This is a genomic window from Clostridium sp. Marseille-Q7071 (assembly GCF_965112025.1).
Window position 1 is genome coordinate 4,670,692 of sequence record NZ_CBCOPR010000001.1, and the last position, 22,026, is coordinate 4,692,717.

Annotated in this window: 22 protein-coding genes; 7 read left to right on the forward strand and 15 right to left on the reverse strand. The window is 29.7% G+C overall.

Annotation, left to right across the window (positions count from 1 at the left end; translation table 11 throughout):
- Positions 1–592 precede the first annotated feature (592 nt).
- The 11 genes from ACWPW7_RS22175 to ACWPW7_RS22225 all read right to left on the reverse strand — a co-directional run bounded on the left by ACWPW7_RS22175 (position 593) and on the right by ACWPW7_RS22225 (position 12,675).
- On the reverse strand, positions 593–1,846 hold the full coding sequence (locus tag ACWPW7_RS22175) for a sensor histidine kinase (RefSeq protein WP_454055558.1): 1,254 nt from the start codon (positions 1,844–1,846) through the stop codon (positions 593–595).
- Between the two features lie 136 nt (positions 1,847–1,982).
- Positions 1,983–2,660 carry a response regulator transcription factor gene (locus ACWPW7_RS22180; RefSeq protein ID WP_454055337.1) on the reverse strand — a complete coding sequence of 226 codons (678 nt, stop codon included), beginning with the start codon at positions 2,658–2,660 and terminating at the stop codon, positions 1,983–1,985.
- A 21-nt stretch (positions 2,661–2,681) separates the two neighbouring features.
- Positions 2,682–3,260, reverse strand: a complete 579-nt coding sequence (locus tag ACWPW7_RS22185; protein WP_454055338.1) for a TlpA family protein disulfide reductase — start codon at positions 3,258–3,260, stop codon at positions 2,682–2,684.
- A 21-nt stretch (positions 3,261–3,281) separates the two neighbouring features.
- Positions 3,282–3,965 carry a cytochrome c biogenesis CcdA family protein gene (locus ACWPW7_RS22190; RefSeq protein ID WP_039633033.1) on the reverse strand — a complete coding sequence of 228 codons (684 nt, stop codon included), beginning with the start codon at positions 3,963–3,965 and terminating at the stop codon, positions 3,282–3,284.
- Between the two features lie 64 nt (positions 3,966–4,029).
- On the reverse strand, positions 4,030–4,500 hold the full coding sequence (locus tag ACWPW7_RS22195) for a hypothetical protein (protein WP_454055339.1): 471 nt from the start codon (positions 4,498–4,500) through the stop codon (positions 4,030–4,032).
- A 306-nt stretch (positions 4,501–4,806) separates the two neighbouring features.
- Positions 4,807–5,337 carry an N-acetyltransferase family protein gene (locus ACWPW7_RS22200; protein ID WP_454055340.1) on the reverse strand — a complete coding sequence of 177 codons (531 nt, stop codon included), beginning with the start codon at positions 5,335–5,337 and terminating at the stop codon, positions 4,807–4,809.
- 438 nt (positions 5,338–5,775) lie between these two features.
- The gene (locus ACWPW7_RS22205; RefSeq protein ID WP_454055341.1) at positions 5,776–7,713 is read right to left on the reverse strand and encodes a KUP/HAK/KT family potassium transporter; all 1,938 of its coding nucleotides are present in this window, start codon (positions 7,711–7,713) and stop codon (positions 5,776–5,778) included.
- Positions 7,714–8,031: 318 nt separating this feature from the next.
- Positions 8,032–8,262 carry an Rpn family recombination-promoting nuclease/putative transposase gene (locus ACWPW7_RS22210; RefSeq protein ID WP_454055559.1) on the reverse strand — a complete coding sequence of 77 codons (231 nt, stop codon included), beginning with the start codon at positions 8,260–8,262 and terminating at the stop codon, positions 8,032–8,034.
- Positions 8,240–8,419 carry a hypothetical protein gene (locus ACWPW7_RS22215; RefSeq protein WP_454055342.1) on the reverse strand — a complete coding sequence of 60 codons (180 nt, stop codon included), beginning with the start codon at positions 8,417–8,419 and terminating at the stop codon, positions 8,240–8,242. The genes ACWPW7_RS22210 and ACWPW7_RS22215 overlap by 23 nt, the downstream gene beginning before the upstream one ends.
- A gap of 697 nt (positions 8,420–9,116) precedes the next feature.
- Complete coding sequence (locus ACWPW7_RS22220) at positions 9,117–10,943, reverse strand: ABC transporter ATP-binding protein (protein WP_454055343.1); 1,827 nt, start codon at positions 10,941–10,943, stop codon at positions 9,117–9,119.
- A gap of 4 nt (positions 10,944–10,947) precedes the next feature.
- On the reverse strand, positions 10,948–12,675 hold the full coding sequence (locus tag ACWPW7_RS22225) for an ABC transporter ATP-binding protein (RefSeq protein WP_454055344.1): 1,728 nt from the start codon (positions 12,673–12,675) through the stop codon (positions 10,948–10,950).
- A gap of 108 nt (positions 12,676–12,783) precedes the next feature.
- Between ACWPW7_RS22225 and ACWPW7_RS22230 the strand changes: the two genes are divergently transcribed.
- Entirely contained in the window at positions 12,784–13,584 is an 801-nt protein-coding gene (locus ACWPW7_RS22230; RefSeq protein WP_454055345.1) for a MerR family transcriptional regulator, read from the forward strand.
- A gap of 616 nt (positions 13,585–14,200) precedes the next feature.
- Here ACWPW7_RS22230 and ACWPW7_RS22235 read toward each other — a convergent pair.
- Positions 14,201–14,404, reverse strand: a complete 204-nt coding sequence (locus ACWPW7_RS22235; protein ID WP_454055346.1) for a DUF1657 domain-containing protein — start codon at positions 14,402–14,404, stop codon at positions 14,201–14,203.
- Positions 14,405–14,641: 237 nt separating this feature from the next.
- Between ACWPW7_RS22235 and ACWPW7_RS22240 the strand changes: the two genes are divergently transcribed.
- The 6 genes from ACWPW7_RS22240 to ACWPW7_RS22265 all read left to right on the forward strand — a co-directional run bounded on the left by ACWPW7_RS22240 (position 14,642) and on the right by ACWPW7_RS22265 (position 18,568).
- Positions 14,642–14,848, forward strand: coding sequence for a DUF1657 domain-containing protein (locus ACWPW7_RS22240; protein ID WP_291565471.1), 207 nt, complete (start codon positions 14,642–14,644; stop codon positions 14,846–14,848).
- Positions 14,849–14,859: 11 nt separating this feature from the next.
- Positions 14,860–15,720, forward strand: a complete 861-nt coding sequence (locus ACWPW7_RS22245; protein WP_454055347.1) for a DUF421 domain-containing protein — start codon at positions 14,860–14,862, stop codon at positions 15,718–15,720.
- Positions 15,721–15,732: 12 nt separating this feature from the next.
- Positions 15,733–16,212 carry a stage V sporulation protein AC gene (gene spoVAC, locus ACWPW7_RS22250; protein WP_039633015.1) on the forward strand — a complete coding sequence of 160 codons (480 nt, stop codon included), beginning with the start codon at positions 15,733–15,735 and terminating at the stop codon, positions 16,210–16,212.
- Positions 16,213–17,214, forward strand: coding sequence for a stage V sporulation protein AD (spoVAD, locus tag ACWPW7_RS22255; protein WP_454055348.1), 1,002 nt, complete (start codon positions 16,213–16,215; stop codon positions 17,212–17,214). It begins immediately after the preceding gene.
- A gap of 22 nt (positions 17,215–17,236) precedes the next feature.
- Positions 17,237–17,590 carry a stage V sporulation protein AE gene (gene spoVAE / locus ACWPW7_RS22260; RefSeq protein WP_039633011.1) on the forward strand — a complete coding sequence of 118 codons (354 nt, stop codon included), beginning with the start codon at positions 17,237–17,239 and terminating at the stop codon, positions 17,588–17,590.
- A gap of 507 nt (positions 17,591–18,097) precedes the next feature.
- Positions 18,098–18,568 carry a cupin domain-containing protein gene (locus tag ACWPW7_RS22265; protein ID WP_454055349.1) on the forward strand — a complete coding sequence of 157 codons (471 nt, stop codon included), beginning with the start codon at positions 18,098–18,100 and terminating at the stop codon, positions 18,566–18,568.
- Between the two features lie 309 nt (positions 18,569–18,877).
- Here ACWPW7_RS22265 and ACWPW7_RS22270 read toward each other — a convergent pair whose 3' ends face one another.
- The 3 genes from ACWPW7_RS22270 to ACWPW7_RS22280 all read right to left on the reverse strand — a co-directional run bounded on the left by ACWPW7_RS22270 (position 18,878) and on the right by ACWPW7_RS22280 (position 22,007).
- On the reverse strand, positions 18,878–20,497 hold the full coding sequence (locus ACWPW7_RS22270) for a vanadium-dependent haloperoxidase (RefSeq protein WP_454055350.1): 1,620 nt from the start codon (positions 20,495–20,497) through the stop codon (positions 18,878–18,880).
- 447 nt (positions 20,498–20,944) lie between these two features.
- Complete coding sequence (locus tag ACWPW7_RS22275; RefSeq protein WP_454055351.1) at positions 20,945–21,691, reverse strand: nitroreductase family protein; 747 nt, start codon at positions 21,689–21,691, stop codon at positions 20,945–20,947.
- Positions 21,692–21,854: 163 nt separating this feature from the next.
- Positions 21,855–22,007 (reverse strand): ATP-binding protein, encoded by a 153-nt coding sequence (locus ACWPW7_RS22280; RefSeq protein WP_454055352.1) that lies wholly within the window; start codon positions 22,005–22,007, stop codon positions 21,855–21,857.
- Positions 22,008–22,026: the final 19 nt, after the last annotated feature.

The following is a 22,026-nucleotide window of genomic DNA, read 5'->3' on the forward strand; positions in this document are numbered from 1 at the left end:
TCTTTTAATATATCCAAATAAAACTTAAAATACAATATAGATATACTTATCCTAAATTTAATGTATAGATCAATATAACTGCACCCTTAGTATTTCAATTCACAATTATGATAAAAATTAATTTTTAATAGCAACGTATTGCTACTTCTTTATAAGAAGTGATTGTATCACTTTAAAAATAAATAATTTTAAATTTCTCAGATTTTACTAAGAAACATCCACAATTGTAAATCCACTAGTTTCAAAGACACTAATTATTTTCACGTATATTAATTTTAGAACTTATATATAGTTATTTTATTTTTATATAAAAGAGTTTAATAGATGATATTGTTCTTAAAATGCATAATTAAATAAAGCTCTAGCGTAGAACTTTAAAAGCATTTCAAACTATTTAATTTTAATAGTTTAGTTAAGAGCAAATAAAATCATCTCTTTAAATCTCCTTTTCACATAACCAAATTTTAAATTGATTGTATAATAAATTTTTTTCATTGTCAACAAGGACTATATATTTGAAAAATCAAAAGACACTCCTTCATGCTAAAAGTAAGAGTGTCTTCTAGATTGATATAAAAATTAAGTTCAAATATTATGTATCACAAAATTTTATTGGCAGCTTTATTATAAAGTTACTACCTTCATCTAATTTACTATATACGTTTATACTACCACCATGAGCCTTGACTATTTCTCTTGATATTGTAAGTCCTATTCCAACTCCTCCAGTTTCTCTGGCCCTTGACTTATCTGTTCTATAAAATCTTTCAAATATATAGTCTTTATCTTCATCACTTATACCTATTCCACTATCTTTTATAGATATATATACATAATCAGATTTAGTAAAACAGCTAACAAATATATCTCCTTTATTTGGAGTATACTTAATAGCATTTGAGATAATATTAATTATCACCTGGCTTATTTTATCCTTGTCTATCATAATATTAATAGGCTTAATATCTACTTGTAAGTTTATATCTTTATCTAATAACTGTTTTTCAAAATTTGTTAAAATTGTAGTTATTACAGTCTTTAAATCTACTTCTGATTTATTTAACCTTATTTTACTACCCTCACATCTTGATAAATCCTCTATGGATACAGTTAATCTATTTAATCTCTGAAGTTCATCATATATACTCTTTAATCTTTCCTCGGATGGTTCCCATAAACCATCCATTATTGCCTCAAGTTGTGCTTGCATAGTGGTTATAGGAGTTCTAAGCTCATGTGATATATCTTTCGTTAACTCTTGTCTTATTTTTTCTTGCTTATCTAAATCTCCTGCCATCATATTTATTGATTTTACGAGTTTATTAATTTCATATATACTGTAATCTTCTTTTATACTCCTAGAATAATTCCCTTCAGATATAAGATTTGTTGCATCTATTACCTTTAGGATAGGATTACTAATAGTATAAGACAATAACCATCCTACTATAATAGATATAATAAAAAATAGTAGGCCTAGTATAAATAATATTCTATCTAGCATTTTCAAAAATATAACATCTGAATCTTCATAATAAATTGGACCTATATACTCAATTTCTAATTTTCCTATTGAAGCTTCACCTTGTTTTATGTCAAATTTATCAAATGTATTTTTAATATCTATACCTGGACTTACTTTATTAGTATTTTCTATAATTTTATTTAGAATCTTCTCACATACAATATTATCATAGTCTCTTGCATTCCATATAATATTATCATTTTTATCTCTAACTGTTATAAGCAATCCTGCGGTTATTGCATCTGCTCCTATGTTCTCAATAGCTTTCTTATCCCATGAATTATTACTGTATACATTTAATATTTTATTTTTAATCTCCATTTTTGACTGTTGTATTTTTTCGCTAGTATATACATTAAACTTCTTTTCAATGTAATAATGATTTACTATATTTACTAAAAATATGATACTCAATGAAAATAATATAAAAATAAGACTTACTCTATATCTTAATTTATTAAACATTAAATCTATATCCCATGCCACGAATAGTTTTTATATAGGTTGGATTTTTACTATCTTGATCTAGTTTAGCTCTTATATTTTTTATATGAGTATCAATTATTCTATCATAAATACAAATATTATCTCTACTTATATAATCCATTAGCTCTTCCCTTGAAAATATTCTATTAGGATTTCTAGCTAGTATAGATAATATTTTATATTCTGAAGCAGTTAATACAATCTCGTTGTTATTGTATTCTACTTTCTTATTAACAATATCTATGATTAATTCATTATTAAAAATTAAGTTTTCACCTTGATTTCCCTTAACTCTTTTCAAAACTGCATTAACCTTCGCTACTAATTGCTTTGGACTAAACGGTTTTATTACATAGTCATCACTTCCAATTGAATATCCATTTAGTATACTCTCTTCACTTGATTTAGCAGTTAACATAATTATTGGCACATCAGATTCTTCCCTTATGCGCTCACACACCTTTTCACCTGATATATCAGGTAACATTAAATCTAATATTAATAAGTCAGGATTAAACTCACTTTGCTTTTTTAGTGCCTCAATCCCACTTGTAGCCTGTATTACAGTATATCCCTCATTTTCTAAGTACAATTTTATAACTTCTATTATCTTAACTTCATCATCTATAACAAGTATAGTTTCTTTCATAAATTATACCTCCATGGGTACTTACTTAATTATCTTATTTATATTTTCATTAAGCATTTCTTCATCCATGATTCCTACATGATCATACACTAAATTTCCTTCTTTATCTATAAATATGCTTCTTGGAATACCATTTAATTGATATTTGTTAGCTGCATCAAGATCTATATCAAACATAACATTCATATTATATCCTTCTTTTTCCATAAATCCCTCTGCAGACTCTTTAGTTTCTCTCATTCCATCTGTAACATTTATCATTAGTATTTCTAAATCCTCATTATTATATTTATTTGTTGCTTCTTGAAAATACGGCATTTCATACTTACATGGAGAACACCAACTTGCCCAAAAATTTACTACTACAGCCTTCTTCCCTTTATATTCTGATAACTTTACTTTATTATTATCTTTATCATAAACTGTAAAATCTACTGCTGGTTGAAAACTAGAATTTTCGTCTGATACATTGTTACTAGCTTCATTACCAGCTCCATTATTTTTGTAATTATTTGATAAATAATCATATCCAAATTTAACCCCTACAAGTAAAACTAGCATTATAGCACTTATATATATATATCTTTTATTATTTTTCAAATTTATCACTCCCTTTATATTTTAAAATGTCAATATTGATAGTAATAGGTTTAGATAGCCAGTCATCATCATTATCCCTATAATAATTAGGAAAACTCCTGATATTCTATTTATTGTCTTATAGTTTCTCTTTATGAAATCAAAAGTAGTTTTCAGAGAATCTATTAAAAGTGCTGATAATACAAATGGTATTCCAAGACCTAAACTGTAAGTCAATAACATTGATGCTCCCATAAATACATTAGTGGAATTTGATGCTATCATAAGCGCTGATCCTAGAAATGGTCCTACACATGGTGTCCATCCAATTCCAAAGATCATTCCAAATAATATTGCAGACATAATAGATGATTTTTTATTTCCTGTTGGGTTATCCATTTTAAAGCTTTTATTCAATAATCCTATATTTATTATCCCTAAATAATTCAGTCCAAATATTACCATAATAGTTCCTGATACTATATTTATTTCCCTCATATATTTATTAAAAATGACACCTACTGTTCCCGCTGCTACACCTAATAAGGTAAACACAAAGGTAAATCCTGCAACAAATGCTATTGAACTTATTAATGCTCTGTTTTTATAATTTTTATTATCTATATCTCCTCCAGCAAAATATGAAACGTATATTGGAATCATAGGCAATATACAAGGAGATATAAAGGTTATTATTCCTTCTAAAAATAGTAATATATAATTCATAATTTCCCTCCTAAGGCATCTAAAATAAAATAACTAGTATACTGATTAATTATTTTTAATGTACCTAAATACCACACTGTAAACTTTTCATTACTTCTTCATATATTTTTTCTTTATCTGCTTTGTCTAATCCATTTACAACTCTTATGCCACCAATTAATTTATTATCCATAAGAATCCCATAATTTACACCTTCATCAAGTTTAGTAGTTAAAACAAATTCATTACTTTCTGTATAAATCATATCTTGCTTTTCTCCATTTGACGAATTAATAAGTATTACCTCACTACCCTTATTAATATCATTGATTTTTATATTAAACTCTTCTTTAACGTCAACCATAGTTACTATTCTATCTAAGTAACTTCCGTCATAACTCTTATTTATTTCACTACTATATACCTCATCAAATTTTTTAATGCTCTCTGCTTTATTATGCGATAAGGCTTTAGATTCATTGTTGAATATGTAAAAACCTACTGCAGTTAAAATCAATATAATTGCTCCCAATATTGTTAAGATTTTTACCCTCATAGCATCACTCCTCTTGCTCCATAATAAAATAATACCTAGCTTACTTGTTGATATTATGAAGATTTATTCTTCTATAATAAATGCTCTTTATATTTTTTATAGTTAAAACTCTGTTTTGGAAATTCACTAACAGTGAATTTCACCCTAAATTTTTTATTCTTAATTATTAATCCTTAATTTATAAAGATTTATTAGTTTTACCCTACATTAAAAACAAAAAATCCCCATAGATAAACAATATTATCCATGGGAAAATATTTCTTTACAAATTTAATCTTACTTAATATAGCAAGTTAAATTGCCTATCTAAATAATCAAACTCATCATAAGTGTATTATAATAAACTCCATTTATATAATTATCTTTTTTTAATATACCTTCAGTTTCAAATCCAACCTTTTTATATAGTTCTATTGCTCTAGTATTATCCTCTCTAGTTAGAAGAGATATTTTTTTAGTAATACCATTTAACTTTGCCCACTCTATAAGACAATCTACCATTTTTACTCCTAACCCTAATCCACAATACTGCTCTGTTACAACTATTCCTAAAGTTCCCACATGTTTAGTCCTAACTTTCTGATTTGAATTAATTGATGCTATACATGCTATTTGCTCATCGATTATTGCTAATAATATTATTGAATTATCTTCCCCTCTAGTAGATTCTAAATAGCTTTCATATTCTTTCAAATCTCTTTTAAATTCATTTTTGCCAAATGAAAGAAAATCCGTTTCTCCTCCTGCCAAATTATAAAAATCTATCATAGACTGCGCGTCTTCCTTTTTAGCTTCTCTTATAATAACTTCTTTCTCATCTCTTAAACATATTTTCATTATACCCCTAATCTCCTTTTAATTGATTACTATTAATAATATTACTACTAAAAGCAAACTAATTATGTATCTTTATTATATCTTTGTATAAATCTCTCATATTTTTAAATAGTATCATGGACTCTATTACCTTTTTTACTTTAATTGTATATTACTCCTATACTAGTTTCTTATCAATACTGATTATTTAACTTTTCATTTTTTATTTGCTCTTGTTTTCTACATCTTTATTAATACTTATTTCATAACTTATAAAAAGCTTCTTGTTCCTACATCAAGAAGCTTAAGAATGGCATAAATCAAAAATATATTTTATAGTTAAAGTAAAAAATCCACGATCTTAAAGATTGTGGATTTTTTCTATAATTGAGGCGATACGTACCCTTAGTACCCCGACATTTATTTCTATGTATTGCGGCAAAATTTAGGTTTAATTTTTTAACTTATCCTTATTAATTTTAAAGTTTCTCTATTTCCTATAATAATAGGAACCTTCTCTATTTCAACATTACTAGTATCTATTCCAAACCACTTTTCCGGTGTAACAGTTAATTTTTTAATTAATAACTTTGTACTTGTAATAAAACTATCCCACTTAGAAAGTTCACTTTCATTAGAAAGTATTTCTTCTAATAATACAAATTTAAAATCTCCCACAGCACATTTTCCATTATTACTAATCATATAGTCCTTTGGAGTAAATTCCACTTCACCACTACGAGCAAGTTCTTGAATAACTTGATGTAAAAAAACATTGATTTTTTGATCGATACGGAATCCAAGATTAAATTGAATACTAAATGCTTCATTTGGTACAATTGTTTTTACACTATATTCTTTTGTGTATGGTTCATCTGTTACTCTAACATTTATAAACCAGTAAAACTTTGCACGTTTAGGCTGCTTATTAAAAATAGAAAAAATTATTTTCCTTTCAATTTCCTTATAATTTTGTGATTCAGTCAAATATACAATATTTGTAGCGTAAAGTGGCATTTCTTTGTCTTCTTTTAAAGCCTTAAAATGTTTGCTAAAAGATAGTATATCAACATATTGACTAAACCTTTTTCTTATAACTGTACCATAAATCCAAATATACATAAGGAATATAAGTGCTCCAGCAATTATAATTGTTACATATCCGCCATTTATAAATTTAAATAAATTAGCATATAAGAAACCTGTTTCTATTGTCATAAAAATAGCAAATACTATTATTGACATAATTGGTTTTCGTTTATTAAATCTTAGATATTGAGATAATAAAATAGTTGTCATCAGCATTGTTATTGTAATTGCTAATCCATATGCTGCTTCCATATTTTCTGATTTCTGAAACTTTAGAACTAATAGTACACATCCAATATAAAGTAAATAATTTACTGCTGGTATGTAAATCTTTCCCTTATCATCATTTGGGTATCTAACTTGAAGTTTTGGGAAAAGATTTAATTTAATAGCCTCAGAAACTAGCGTAAATGATCCCGTTATAAGTGCTTGGCTAGCAATTATTGCTGCAATAGTAGCTACTATAGTTCCTGGTATAATAAACCAACTTGGCATAATTAAAAAGAATGGATTTTCTTTAATTGTGCTTCCTTCACGTAACATAAGCCAAGCTTCTTGACCTAGATAGTTCATTATTAAACATATTTTCACAAATACCCATGTATAGTGAATATTACTTTTACCACAATGTCCAAGATCGGAGTAAAGCGCTTCTGCTCCAGTAGTACAAAGAAATACTGCCCCTAAAATATATACACTTCTAGGATTTGTTACTAATAACTTAATACCATAATAAGGATTTAAGGCCTTTATTATTTGAGGATATTGTAGTACTTGACTAAATCCTAGAATTATCAACATTGAAAACCATATAACCATCATAGGTCCGAACATTCTTCCTATTACATCTGTTCCAAATCTTTGAAGTAAAAATAACACCGTTAATATACTTATTACAATTATAATTATACTTCTTGTTTCTATTGGAAAAACTAAAGTTAAACCTTCTATTGCTGATGTTACTGTTACAGGTGGTGTAATCATCCCATCAGCAAGTAATGTTGCTCCTCCTATAACAGCCGGTATAATTAGCCACTTAGCTTTTTTTCTTACAAGAGTATATAATGAAAATATACCTCCCTCTCCTTTATTATCTGCTTCCAGAGTTATCATTACATATTTTATTGTCGTTTGAAGTGTTAACGTCCAAACCACAAGAGATACTCCACCTAAAATAAGTTCCTTTGATACATATCCATTATTTACTCCAAGCATTGATTTCATAACATAGAGTGGTGATGTACCTATATCTCCATATACAATACCTAATGCTACTAAAAGAGATGCTATACTAATTTTTTTTCTCATTTTTTTACAAGTTCCTCCTATATTGTCCTAAAATAAATCTATTCAAATAATTATAGTCCTCGCTTGTTTCAATGTCTATATCTGCAAATACAATTTTTTTTACAGTTTATGACTCTTTTTGCATGATATTGATTTTCTATTGAATTTTCTATAATTTGCATCACACTATTAAACTATAAACTGCCACGATTTTATTCCTATTACATAAAACAAATATATTTTCTACATTAAAAATGTTTCTCTACATCCTTAATCTTAAAGTCACATATTCCTTCCTAAGCTTGAGCATTGCCCATACTTTCCCCTAATTTAGTATATTTATAATACTGCTTCATCAATTTTTGTTTTATATAAAATATCAGATTCTAATTCCTCATAATCTGATAAAATAAATTGCTTATTTACAAGTTCAAGATTCTCTTTCTTTATCTCTTTACTCCATGATTTATTTATAAAAGATTTGATTAGATTTTTAAATATATCCTTACTAGTTAGTAAATCCTTATAGCTCTTATCATGTATGTTATTAATATCTTTTATTCTTATTATTTAAATAAACTAATATAAGCTTCTCCCCATCACTATCTATTAGAAACTCCTTACCTAATTCAAAAGCATCTTTAGGACTTGAAACTCTTCTTGATTCATACAAAATTGAACCTTCTTTAATAAGTTTTACTGATACTAAATTAACTCTCTTTAGCATCTTTTTACTTTCTTCTATCTTTATTTTTAACTACCTCATTGATTTTCACTGTAAATTTCTCCTTTTTAATACTTCCTACACATAATAAATACCTCATAAATCTTCCTAAATGATAAAGACTTAATTACCATTAATACTGATAATTAAGTCCTATTTTTCATTAATTAGATTCCCTAGTTGTGTTATAAACTTTCTACCCAGCAAGCACAGAGAGTAGAGCAAAATTCATTTACTCTTTTAGAAATAAGAAATCCTGAGCAATATGCCCTTAAATTAATAATTAGGTTCCTTTTAAATGTGTCTTTTAATATCCTCCACTCCATATTACCCCTCCTCATATCTTTAATTTTGATTAACTACTTAGTTAATTAAAACCCTCTTTCCCTTAAGGCTATGGAATTACTCTTGTCAATATATTAGTTTTCTTTTCTATATTTTAAAATAATGCTGAAATAAGTATAATCTAAAAGGATGTCCAAATGGACATCCTTGAAATTCGCAATACTTTAAAATTGCACCTAAAATAAAATCTATTGAAATAACATTATTTTAAACTTTTATATTTATTAATTTATTTTATAGATATAAACCTATTTATAACCAAGAAAGCAACCAGCTAATGGGTTTATAGAAATTTTAAATATTTTTCACTGTCTAAAAGGTTCTCTAATTTATAAATAAACTCTTCATTATCTATTTAATTAGCCACTTCAAATTGGCTGTAATAAAGAGAAGCATAGAAACCATTTTGTGCTAGAAGACTCTCATGGTTTCCTCTCTCTACAATATCTCCATCTTTAACAACCAAAATCATATCTGCATTTTGGATAGTTGACAATCTGTGAGCTATGACAAAACTTGTTTTATCCTTCATAAGCCTTGATAAAGCTTTTTGAATTTCTACTTCTGTTCTTGTATCTACACTTGAAGTAGCCTCATCTAATATCATAATTGTTGGATTAGTCAGCATAGCACGAGCAATAGTTAAAAGCTGCATTTGTCCTTGAGAAACATTAGATGTCTCACTAGATATTACAGTATCATATCCTTCTGGGAGTGTACGAATAAAATGGTCACAGCAGGCTGCTTTTGCAGCAGCTATAATTTCTTCTCGTGTAGCATCCATCTTACCATAGGCAATATTTTCAGCTATTGTACCTTCAAATAGCCATGTATCTTGAAGTACCATACCAATCTGTCGACGCAATGTGCTTCTAGAAATTTCAGTAATATTAACCCCATCAATTGATATAGATCCTCCATTTAATTCATAAAAACGCATAATCAAGTTAATTAATGTAGTTTTTCCTCCACCTGTTGGACCAACAATAGCTACCATTTCATTAGGCTTTACTTCCAAACTTAGACTCTTTATTAAAGTTCTATCTTGTGTGTAACCAAACTTTACATTCTTAAAAGTCACTCTACCATTAGATTTGGGGAATGTACTAACCGTATTATCTATAGTTTCTTCCTCTTCATCTAATAGTTCAAAAACTCTCTCAGCTCCAGCAATAGCAGATTGTAGAGACATAATAACATAAGAAGCTTGAGTAATAGGCTCAGAAACTTGATTTACATATTGTAAAAATGCCTGAATTCCACCTAAGGAAATCTGTCCATTAAGTGTCATTATTCCTCCTACAATAGCTGTAACAACAAAACCTAATTGATTTAATAGCCTTATAGTTGGATATATAGCAAAATCAATGAATTGTGCTTTTCTATTTGCTTCAAACTGCTTTTTGTTAAGCTGAGAAACCTCTTCAATCATATCAGATTGTTGATTAAATACCTTTATAATACGATTGCCAGAATATACTTCTTCAATTTTTCCACTCAAATCACCCATGGCAGCAAAATTATCTGCATAATAACGTTGACTCAATTTTGATACGAAATTTGTTGCAATAGCGCTGATTCCAATGAATATAAAAATTAAAAAAGATAACTTTGGATTTAAGATAACCATAGCAATAATGGTAAGTACAATTGTAAAGCAAGAAGATATGAACTGCATAAATCCAATCTGCATGACTTGTGATACTTTTTCAAGATCAGTTGTTACCCTACTCATAACATCCCCTGTTTTATGTGAATCAAAGTATTTCAGTGGAAGCTTATTTATTTTTTCGCTAATGTCTTTACGTAGTGATAGAGTTAAATTTTCACCAATGCTAGATATTATATATTGCTGAATATAAGAAAGCAAACTATTAACAATAGATGTTAGTACTAACATCAAAACTGGCATAGCTAGTGCATGTGTTACCATTGATATAACACTTCCGGAGCCATCAAAGCTACGAATTGCATCTAGTAGATTATTAATAGCTACTCCAACCATAAGTGGCATAATTGCATAAGATGTACTACTTAGTAATGCAGATATACCCACAATTATTAGCTTTTTATTTTGCATTTTTAATCGTCTCATTAGTCTCTTAATAGTCTTTTTTGTATTTTGAGGAATATCCTCGCTGAATGCCATTATATCATTCTTCTTATTTTTATCCTTCTTCATAAAATCAAGCCTCCTTTATATTCATCTGACTTTTAGCAATTGCTTGATATATAGAACAGTTTTTCATTAGGTCATCATGTTTTCCAATACCAACTAGTTTTCCTTCGTCTAATACAAGGATTTGATCTGCATCCATAATTGTACTTACTCTCTGAGCAATTATTATCTTGGCTGCATCTGCCATATTTTCTTTAAGTGATTTACGAAGTGCTGAATCTGTTTTTAAGTCCAAAGCAGAAAAACTATCATCGAAAATATAAACTGGTGCCTTCCTTATAAGGGCCCTTGCAATAGACAAACGTTGTTTCTGTCCACCTGAAAAATTAGATCCACCTTGAGCAACTTGAGATTCTAATCCCATAGGTAATTTGTCTACAAAAGAATCTGCTTGAGAGATGCTTAATGTTCTTTTCATATCTTCCTTAGTTGCCTCTTTATACCCCATTCTTAAGTTATCTTCAATTGTCCCGCTAAATAAGAAAGCTTTCTGAGGAACGTAACCAATTGTATCCCTTAATTCCTTTTGTGAAAGGTATCTTATATCCACACCATTTATGCGAATCTCTCCTTGGTCTATGTCGTGTAATCTTAGAATAAGATTAGCAATAGTACTCTTACCAGAGCCTGTACTTCCAATAATGGCTGTTGTCTGACCTTCATTACATGAGAATGATAGGTTTTTTATAACTGGCTCCTCTGCTCCATGATAAAAGAAGGATACATTTTCAAATTCAACAACTGCAGGATTATCCTTTATATCTTCTTTTTCTATGTTTAAATCCTGAATCTCTGGATTAATTTCCAAAACTTCCTCTATACGATCAAGGCATGATTTCATTTTAGGAAGGGTAACACTTGTTGTTGTAGCCAATATTAGATAGCTCAATGTAATAATAGAATATTCAGTAACTGCAGTTATTTGCCCAATTTCCATTGTTCCATTCATAGAAAGCACTCCACCTATCCAAACTATAAGGGCCATAGACAAGCCAGTTATAAACCATATTGTAGGATTTAATATAGCAAATAGCTTATTTAGCTTTATCATATCTGTAGCATACCCCTTAAAAGCTTTACTTGCTCTACCTTCCTCATATTTTTCATTTCCAAAAGCACGGATAACACGGATTCCAGTAATAGATTCCCTTATTACCTGATTAATATGATCTAATTTAGTCTGAACCCTTTTAGAAATATAAGTTGATTTCTTAAGTACTAACGCAGCAAAGACCATAAATATTATCACAGATAAAATAAGTATTAAAGCCAGAGTAAAACTAGTGTATGCTGTCATAACAATAGATACACCAATAATAAGTGGAGTTGGAATTATCAACTGCAAGACCAACCCAAAATTCTGTTGTAAATTAGAAATATCTGAAGTTGTACGTGTAATCATAGAAGAAACACCAATAGTGTCAAATTCATGAATAGATAATTCCTGACTCTTACAAAAAATCTTATTTCTCATGTAATAGCCAAAAACTGCAGCAAGGTCTGCAGAATAGTAACTTCCTAAGACAGCTGCCCCTGTTGTTATTAAAAGAACTAATATCATTTGAACCCCTATACGAAGGATCTCATTCATATCACCTTTCAAAATTCCATTGTCTACAATCCCTGCTATTAGAAATGGAATGAGTAATGTTCCTACTACTTGTCCTAAAAGCATAATTAATGTTATTGCTACTTTTCCTTTTCTTTCTTTTAGGAATACTTTTAAATACTTCATAGTCTACCTCCGTTATGTAAGTAATTTTGCAAAAACTTATTTTCAGTGGTATTATAAAGCTTAAAGTAACTTTAATGTCAATAGTTTATTTAAAGCTTGGAGGTTATTATGAAAGATGAATCTTATATGCCAATAAAAGAATTTTCCCGTCTCACTGGTATTAAGCGTGAAAACCTAAGATATTATGATCAAATTGGGTTGTTCTCTCCAGAATTTCGTGGTGAAAATGGTTATCGCTATTATACTAGAAGTCAGCTTACTACAGCATATTTAATCATTTCTCTTAGAGAAATTGGCATTAGTATAGACGAAATCAAGAAATATATAGATATACGTACTCCTGAGCAGATGTTTTCTTTGTTTAGTGCACAGAAAAAGCATATTTTGACGGAAATAAAAAAACTTAAACGTATTTTAGAAATCATGCAATTATATGTGGATATGGCAGAAGATGCTATTAAATATGAAGAAAACAGCATAAATATTGAATATAAAAAGAAAGAGCCTATTTTTTTAGGCCCTATACTTTCTAATAATCCTCCAGATGATTCTACTGTTTCATTTTATGATTTCGCTGCTGAAAATGGAATTGATGTAGGTTATCCTCTTGGTGCTATTATTAATACAAAAAGCATTGAGTCTGGAGAGCCTTTATTAGTAGTGCACTATTATTTTAAGGTGGAAAATGACCAAAATTCATATAAGCCAGAAGGTAAGTATGCAGTGTTCTATGGTAGATGTGCTTATGGAGAATCCGATGATCTTTATGAAAAGTTATTTACATTTATTAAAGAAAATAATCTACGCATTTGTAGTAATGCCTATGAGGAATATCCTCTAAATGAACTTACTACTAAAGATGAAAAGCAATACTGTGTAAAGATAGAAATAATGGTGGAGGATATTTAATTTAAATATCCTCCACCACATTCTCTATACTGATACAATAAAAATTTTTGACGTCCTCATAATTATTTTTACTTTATCCTGTGATCTTAACCTCAATTAAAGCCTCATCTTATCAGTCTAAATTATAAATAAATTCTACTATATATATTTTAATATTTGTAACTGGTATTCTTGCAAGGAAATATGACCTCCAGCAAATTGATTTTCTAATATTGCTATCTTTTCAGTCTTTGTTAATACCCAGCTAAGTCTCTTGGCGTATTATAAAAATTTTATATTTTATTTTTATAAGATAGCTTCTATCCTAGTACTTAATAATTTTTTATAAACATTAAAAATCTTAGATTGTTGCACAACATTAAATTTGATAAAGCGAAGGCGAAACTAAAGTTATCTTTCATCCACCTGTTTTATATATTGTTCTGTCTTCTCTAAATGTTTTATAAAAGCATAGTTATAATATACTTATTAGCAATTATTTTTATATTGTAAATTTATTTATCTAATTAGTTAATAATTTAGTAATTCTAAAAGAACTGAAAATTATATTATATATTAATATACTCCCATATCTATAAAACATAAATTTAACTAGATATGAGAGCATATTAATTAATTATTCATTATATTGAGGTTCTTCTTGTTTTACAAAGTCAAGTCTTGATTGAAGCGCTTGTTGTACACTTTCCATTGTATTTGCAAGTTGATTGAACATTTGTTTTGCTTCTTGATTATCTGTATCTAAAGAAAATGTCTTCATATCAGCAGCTAGGCCTTTAGCGCTAGATAATGCTGTTTCAAGTTTAGTTCCTGTTGGCATAAAAATTCCTCCTTTATAATTTTTTATTGCAACTATATTTTGTTCATAATCAATTTAAATATTCCTTTTATCAATAATGAAATATATTCCTTTTTAAATCTAGTCTATATTTATTAAACTTTAGTAATTTATCTTTAATAACTTAAAAAATATTTATATTAAGAAATGAATTAAAATTAAGTTTATTGGTTAAAGTAGGTTAGAAAGTAATTTAATAAATATAAAGGAGACTTTTATATGACTGCGATTTCAAAGGTAAAACAAACATTGGCTACACTAAAAGGAGCTGAAGCCACTTTAAGAATGTACTCATTACAAGAACGTAATAAAAAATCTAGAGCTATCTATAATCAGACATCTGAAGAAATAAGAAAAATTAACACAGATTTAGAAAAAAGAATAGGAGCTATGGAGTTTGAAGAACCCCAATATAAAGGCAACTAGTGAGGTGGCATATGAATTCTTGGTTAATAATATTATTTAATTCAATAGTTTTATTTTTTTTAGCATTAGTTATAACAAAATATATGAAGAAGAAGACCTTATCTAGGGCTACTCCCTTTGATTTTATTTCTTATGCTGTCATTGCTATTATAATTACTTTAATTTCTTTAAATATCGTTGATAATATTTACTTTGGACTAATTACACTGGCTGTTTGGGCACTAATGCCTATTATCTTAGATTACGCTTCCATGAGAAGTAAGTGGGTTTATAACCTAATACATAGTAAGGAAAGAGTCCTAGTTAAAAACGGTAAAATCATGGAAGATAACTTATCTAAAGAGAGAATCACAGGTCAAGAGTTTCTACAAGAGATGCGTTCAAAAAATGCATTTAACTTAGCTGACGTTGAATTTGCTGTAATGGAATCAACCGGAGATATAAATGTTAGTTTAAAAGCTGATAAAAAACCTGTTACTCCATATGATTTAGGAGAGCAAGTAGGACCTAAAACTGAACCACAACCTGTTATCTTAGATGGAAATATATTAGATGAAGGTCTTACTAATGCTGGATTAAATCGAGACTGGCTCACAACCCAGCTGGAAATCAAAGGGGTTTCCCTTGAAAATGTTTTTCTTGGTCAAGTGGATTCTTCTGGAGACTTATATATAGATCTTTTTGATGATATGATACAAGTCCCTAAAACACAGATTAAGGAAATGCTATATGCTAGCATTCAAAAAAGTCAAGCTGATCTCTTGTCATTTTCTTTAGACTGTGACAATAAAAATGCAAAAACTATGTACTCACAAAGTGCTGAAAAATTAGAAGAAATCATGAAAAAATTAAAACCATATTTATTACGTTAGAAGGTGAAATAAATGTCAAATATGAAAAAGAAAAAAATGACTCCAACTCAGCAGCAATATGATGCACTAGTGAAGAGTATAGAACCTAAAAGATCTATTTTAACTAATTGCATTAGAGCCTTTCTCGTAGGTGGTGTAATATGTACAATTGGTCAAGGATTGCAGTGGATTTTTATCAACTATTTTCATTTTAATGAAAAGACCTCAGTAGCTCCTACTTACGTAGTTTTAATCTTTTTTGCAGCTTTATTTACTGGTCTTGGAATTTATGATCATCTTAGTCAATGGGCTGGATGTGGAACTGCTGTTCCTATTACAGGCTTTGCTAACTCTATAGCTTCTTCTTCAATTGAACATAAGAGTGAAGGATTTGTACTTGGAGTAGCTGGAAATATGTTCAGACTTGCAGGCGCCATTATTGTTTATGGAGTTTTTGCTGCTTTTGTAGTTGCTACAATAAAAATGACAATAAAATGGTTGGGGGCGATGTAAATGCTTAAAGGACATCAATCCTGGATTTTTAGTTCTAAACCTACAATATTAGCTTCTGCAACTGTCGGTGGTCCTTTTGAAGCTAATGGCGCTTTAGCTGATGACTTTGATATACTTTATGAAGATTTATGGCTTGGGCAAGATAGCTATGAAAAAGCAGAAAGGGCTCTACTTGAGCATGCTTGTGAAAGAGCAATACAAAAATCAAAGATAAAAAAGGAAAATATTAATTTTTTTTTAAGTGGAGACTTAATGAATCAAGTCATTTCTAGCAGCTTTGCTGCAAGAACTTTAGGAATACCTCATTTCGGAATCTTTGGTGCTTGTTCTAGCTCCATGGAAGGTTTATCATTAGCAGCTCAATTAATAGAAAGTAAAGCAGCTAAATATGTTATAACAGCTGCAGGTAGTCATAATGCAGCTGCTGAAAAACAATTTAGATATCCTACCGAATATGGTGTACAAAGACCACCTACTGCTCAGTGGACAGTAACTGGAGCTGGAGCTGCAGTTCTTGGGCAAAATGGAAATGGACCTAAAATAACTTCTGCTACCATAGGAAGAGTAGTAGACATGGGAATTTCAGATCCCTCTAATCTTGGAGCAGCTATGGCACCAGCAGCTGTAGATACCATTGAAGCTCATTTTAGAGATTTAAATATTGATGCTTCTCATTATGATCTTATTGCTACTGGTGATTTAGGAAAAGTTGGTCATGAACTTGCTAATGCTTTATTAGAAAAACATGACATAAATATGCCAGCACATATATTTACAGATTGTGGGCTTTTAATATATAAAAAAGAACAACCAAGCTTTTCTGGTGGTAGCGGCTGTGCTTGTTCTGCTGTTGTAACTTATGGACATTTACTTAATCGTATGCGAAAAGGAAAATTAAAGAAAATATTAATTGTTGCAACTGGTGCCTTAATGTCCCCTATCTCCTATCAACAAAAGGAAAGCATACCTAGCATTGCCCATGCTGTTTCTATAGAAATGTAAAAAAGAAGGTGTGAGTTAAGTTATGGAAAAATTTATTTTTGCATTTATAATAGGTGGTTTAATTTGTGTTATTGGGCAACTTATAATGGATACTTTAAAGATTACTCCTGCACACACAACTTGTACACTAGTTGTAATTGGTGCAATCTTAGGTGGATTTGGTCTATATGATCCTTTGGTGAAGTTCGCAGGTGCGGGAGCATTTGTACCTATAAGTAGTTTTGGAAATACCCTTGTAACTGCTGCTATAACTGAAGCTGAGAAAACTGGTTTTATAGGAATATTTACTGGTGTTTTAAAGACAGTAAGTGCAGGAGTTTCTTCAGCAATAATCTTTGGGTTTATTTCTGCCCTGATATTTAAACCAAAAGGTTAAGCATATGAAAAAATATGTTAAAATTTAAATTCCCTACATATATTGAACTTAATTTTAGGCTAAGTCCATTAGTGTATTATAGAAGTTTTATATTTTGTTTTATAAGATAGCTTATATCTTAGTGTTTAATAATTTCGTATAAACTTTTTATTACTCTACTTAATATCCCTAACTCATGTTTTTAACTTCTAGAAGTATTTACTTCTTAACAATCATAATGAAAAGTAAATTTAGCTGAGCCGCAGCTTAGGATTTTCCAGTGAACCTAAACATTACATATATTTTATATTTTTATAGTTAAAGTAAAATCCGCGATCTTAAAGATTGTGGATTTCTTCTATGGTGGATGTGATTGGCATCAATAATATCTAGAATTAAATTTCACACATATTTCTATAGAATTTTACTCCTAGAAGTCATATCAATGGAAAAATCATTAATTTCTATTATTAATACAAATCATTAAATTTTTAGTATAATAAATTTATTATACTTAGGAGGTGTAACATGAAATCAGCACAATATTATATAGAAAAATTAGACATGATACCACATGTGGAAGGGGGATACTTCAAAGAATCAATAATATCAGAAGACTTCTTTAGAGAAGATAAAAAATTATTTAGTAGCATATATTTCTTACTTAAAACTGGAGAGGTATCTCATTTTCACAGATTAACTTCTGATGAGATGTGGTATTACCACGATGGTCAAGCTCTGACTATATATATGATAACACCAGAGGGTGAGCTCATAACTAAGCAATTAGGATTAGATGTAGAAAAAGGAGAAGTTCCCCAAGTTCTAGTTCCTAAGGGATATATATTTGGTTCTTCTATGAACAATGATGGATTTGCTTTAGTTGGATGTATGGTATCCCCTGCATTTACTTTTGATGATTTTGAACTATTTGAGAGAGCAGAACTTTTGAATATGTATCCAAACCTGGAAGATGTAATAAAGAAATTAACTAGATAAAACATATTCTTTATATTAACTAAATATAAAGAATTATAAAAAGCAAATTTTATACTAATATACTTCAATAACTGTAGGAGACACAGAATGACATTACTATGTGATAATAGATTCTTACAATATCTAATAATTTTAAAGTTAAAATATCCAAAAATTATAGAAGGTCTACTTGAAAGTGATTTAAAATTCACTTTCAAGTAGACCTCTCATTTAATTATAAATTCATTACATATTTGTCCAGAAGGTTGCAGAATGATAATTTTTAGGGACGCTTAGTATTCACCATTCCATGTTTTATAGACATATTTTTTAAATTATTACCCTTGTACCATCAAATTTTGTGAAGGCAAAACCATGGAATTCTTCATTATAGGTATTTCTATAATCCTGAAGTAATCCTATCGCCACAGCTTCTCCAAGTTTCATGCCTTCTAAACCATCTGAACGCCAATGAACACCTGCAAAATCTCGTGCAAGGGCAATATTAGTAGCAAGCTTATTTAATTCTCCCCCTACTTTTAGATCACCCTCAAGATATGGTTGTAACTTAAGTCCGTCAGCGCTAGCTACTACTGGATTAGGAATAATATAATCCTCATTGAAAAATGCTTTTAAAATAGTTACCTCCGCTCCAATGTGGGCTGCATGGCCTGCAGGATATGCCGGATGAGTTGGACATCCTTCAGGATAGGCCATAGGCAGGAGGTACGTTCCATATTTTTCAAATACTATCTCTAATACCTTTGAATTTAATAATTCTGGATTAATCGGATATCTTGCGGCACCTGTCTTAAAATTTTGTACGCATCCTCCAAACTCTTCGGGTCTTAATCTTCGATGCACCAAAAACTTTTGGAACCAGGCTGCTTCAAGGGCCATCCTCGCTGCACGAGCCGCAAAATCCAAAACATGTGCGCTACCAAAGGTAGCAAACCCCTCCTGAGTTTTTGAGAATAAATAGGGATTACTCAAAGACAGAGCTTCCTGCCCAAAGCCTAGTAGTATCAAGCAAGCCGTTATTGCAGCCTGAATGCTGCTGTCTTTATGGACATATTCGCCGAGGACTCTTCCATTACTAATATATCGAGGTATTGGATCAAGTTTTAATGTTGAAGAGGGCGCCTGTCCATTCTGTATATTAAGCCATTCATTATATGAAGTCATATAATCGATTTTTCCCACAGGTGCAATGTAATTCTGTGTTACAGTTTTTGCCCCAAAGGGAACATCCTTTAAGAGGAATTGTGAAACATATGGTCCTTCCAAAGCGCCAGGTACATTACTACGGAATAGTGTTTCCGTAGTGACTTTACATTTACATTTAGGACCATCAAACTTCGAAAACCTTGATAAATCCTCAGCTGCAGCCCTAGTTCCAGGGTTGGTGTTATAATCTACAAAAGGGACATCACGAGTTAAAGCCATCCAATAATCCTCAGCCATTTCACTTGCTTCTATGGCACTGGAAAAGCTCGGAGCTGGTGCCATAGTAAGATGATGAGAATCAGGTCCAACCATCTCATAGGCATACGATGCCTGAGGGTTAGAGAATTTTCTAGTCCCTCCTAGCGGTAACAACTCAAATTTTTCTGGATTCCCAGTGGTTAATGTGTTTATCCAAATGTTGTAGGCCTCTAAATTTACTTCTCCTAACAAATTATGAGGTAAAGCCTTTGTATAACTTCCAATCTTATTTGCATACAAAACTTCATCGTCATTGCATCTTTGACCTTGAAGAATTAAATTCTTCTGAAATAAAGCAGATTGAATTCGTTTTTCAAAGGCCTCAATGCGCCTCTGCTCAGGCGTCAAAGGTCCAATCCCGCATTGATCTTTTATTACATTGTATTTAGGACATACGGACTTAGTAATACAAACTTTATCTTCACTTTGATTCGTTTCTCTCTTTTTATCTTGCTTTTCTTCCACCTTAATCACTCCTACTATTTAATTAGAACTTTACTATATTCAAATTTAAATATGCTATCTATATCAATTCTTCAGTATATTATATGTATCGAGTGATTAAATTTCTATTCTTAATCTCAAATGTTATATAATTTAATTACGCTGATTCTTCGTAACGGTAAGCAGTGTTCGCCATATATTATTAAATATATATTAAACTATAAATTGATTTGTAAGAATTAATTTCCGCCATAATTGTCAATTTCCCATTCTCAATTCTCAATTGATTAAGTTTCCCAGAGGTGGAAAATTAGCAATTGTATTGCTGGTTAAAAAATCCATTAAAGAAATTATTTTAATTAAAAATAATTTCCACCTTAATTGTGCATTTTGCATTGTGAATTAAAAATGCCATAGAGATATACATTAAGTTTTAAGGCAGTTTATCTATATATAATTATATGATGATTATATATCATATCCAGACTCTTTAAGGTTTCTTTTTATTCCTTTACTTAATATGTCTATCTCATCTTTTTTAAATTTATTTTTAGAATAAGCTTGTGCTATGTTAGAAATTCCCCTATCTTTTAACTCCTCTAATCTTTCCTTACTGTTTCTAGTTTGAAATAAATTTTCTTTTTCACCATACCATTCCCTTATTTCTTCTTCTGTAGGTATTTTGTAGGAGTTATAATGCACAACAGCCTCCAGTGGTAATCTATCTGAAAGCCTACCTTCATTCTTTGGATATCCTAAACATAGCATTCCTGATGGGAAAGTATACACCGGATTATTTATAATCTTTCTTAAATCCTTAGAAGTTACATCTCCATTATAATATGTGCCAATTCCTAGGCTTTCTGCTGCTATCTGAATATTATGAAGGCAAATTAGTGCATCCCAGTTATTTATGAAGAATCCATGAGTTGTATTTACAGGTTTTTTATCCTCACCAAAAGTAGCAAACCACTTTTTAGTTCTATAGGCATCTGCTAATGCTATTATTACAAGGGGTGTATTATATATTCCAAGTTCCTCTAGCTTTTCTAAGTCGTCAACTACAACTAATGAATATCCCTGCAAGTTTCCTCCATTAGCAACTCTAACCCCAGCTTCTAGTATTTCATCTAAAATCTCTTTTTCAATTTTTTTCTTTTCAAAGCTTCTTATTGACCTATGATTTTTTAAAGATGTGATTACTTCATTGCTCATTTAAATTCCCCCTTTTACCATTATTCCTAAATTATAATGATAATTCTTTGGTAATAATAGACTTATATTTTTATCCATTTTATGGTACAATAATAATATAGGATATCTATTTAAATGTAATAAAAAATTCACCATAGAGATGTGGTGAATTTTTATTTTATGTTCAATATAATTTATGAACTCTAAATCTACAATAAATATTTAGCATACCTTCGCACTTATCTGCTTCTATAGTTCCATTGATTTTTTCTATTAAACTTTTTACTATTGATAGACCAATTCCTGTACCTTTTCCTGAGCGATTTTTATCTGACATATAAAATTTATCAAAAATT

Excerpts from the sequence above, each read along its gene's own strand:
- ACWPW7_RS22175 (WP_454055558.1), bottom strand. The coding sequence starts at position 1,846 with ATGGAGATTAAAAATAAAATATTAAATGTATACAGTAATAATTCATGG.
- ACWPW7_RS22180 (WP_454055337.1), bottom strand. The coding sequence starts at position 2,660 with ATGAAAGAAACTATACTTGTTATAGATGATGAAGTTAAGATAATAGAA.
- ACWPW7_RS22190 (WP_039633033.1), bottom strand. The coding sequence starts at position 3,965 with ATGAATTATATATTACTATTTTTAGAAGGAATAATAACCTTTATATCT.
- ACWPW7_RS22195 (WP_454055339.1), bottom strand. The coding sequence starts at position 4,500 with ATGAGGGTAAAAATCTTAACAATATTGGGAGCAATTATATTGATTTTA.
- ACWPW7_RS22200 (WP_454055340.1), bottom strand. The coding sequence starts at position 5,337 with ATGAAAATATGTTTAAGAGATGAGAAAGAAGTTATTATAAGAGAAGCT.
- ACWPW7_RS22205 (WP_454055341.1), bottom strand. The coding sequence starts at position 7,713 with ATGAGAAAAAAAATTAGTATAGCATCTCTTTTAGTAGCATTAGGTATT.
- ACWPW7_RS22215 (WP_454055342.1), bottom strand. The coding sequence starts at position 8,419 with ATGCTAAAGAGAGTTAATTTAGTATCAGTAAAACTTATTAAAGAAGGT.
- ACWPW7_RS22220 (WP_454055343.1), bottom strand. The coding sequence starts at position 10,943 with ATGAAGAAGGATAAAAATAAGAAGAATGATATAATGGCATTCAGCGAG.
- ACWPW7_RS22225 (WP_454055344.1), bottom strand. The coding sequence starts at position 12,675 with ATGAAGTATTTAAAAGTATTCCTAAAAGAAAGAAAAGGAAAAGTAGCA.
- ACWPW7_RS22230 (WP_454055345.1), top strand. The coding sequence starts at position 12,784 with ATGAAAGATGAATCTTATATGCCAATAAAAGAATTTTCCCGTCTCACT.
- ACWPW7_RS22235 (WP_454055346.1), bottom strand. The coding sequence starts at position 14,404 with ATGCCAACAGGAACTAAACTTGAAACAGCATTATCTAGCGCTAAAGGC.
- ACWPW7_RS22240 (WP_291565471.1), top strand. The coding sequence starts at position 14,642 with ATGACTGCGATTTCAAAGGTAAAACAAACATTGGCTACACTAAAAGGA.
- ACWPW7_RS22245 (WP_454055347.1), top strand. The coding sequence starts at position 14,860 with ATGAATTCTTGGTTAATAATATTATTTAATTCAATAGTTTTATTTTTT.
- spoVAC (WP_039633015.1), top strand. The coding sequence starts at position 15,733 with ATGTCAAATATGAAAAAGAAAAAAATGACTCCAACTCAGCAGCAATAT.
- spoVAD (WP_454055348.1), top strand. The coding sequence starts at position 16,213 with ATGCTTAAAGGACATCAATCCTGGATTTTTAGTTCTAAACCTACAATA.
- spoVAE (WP_039633011.1), top strand. The coding sequence starts at position 17,237 with ATGGAAAAATTTATTTTTGCATTTATAATAGGTGGTTTAATTTGTGTT.
- ACWPW7_RS22265 (WP_454055349.1), top strand. The coding sequence starts at position 18,098 with ATGAAATCAGCACAATATTATATAGAAAAATTAGACATGATACCACAT.
- ACWPW7_RS22275 (WP_454055351.1), bottom strand. The coding sequence starts at position 21,691 with ATGAGCAATGAAGTAATCACATCTTTAAAAAATCATAGGTCAATAAGA.
- ACWPW7_RS22280 (WP_454055352.1), bottom strand. The coding sequence starts at position 22,007 with ATGTCAGATAAAAATCGCTCAGGAAAAGGTACAGGAATTGGTCTATCA.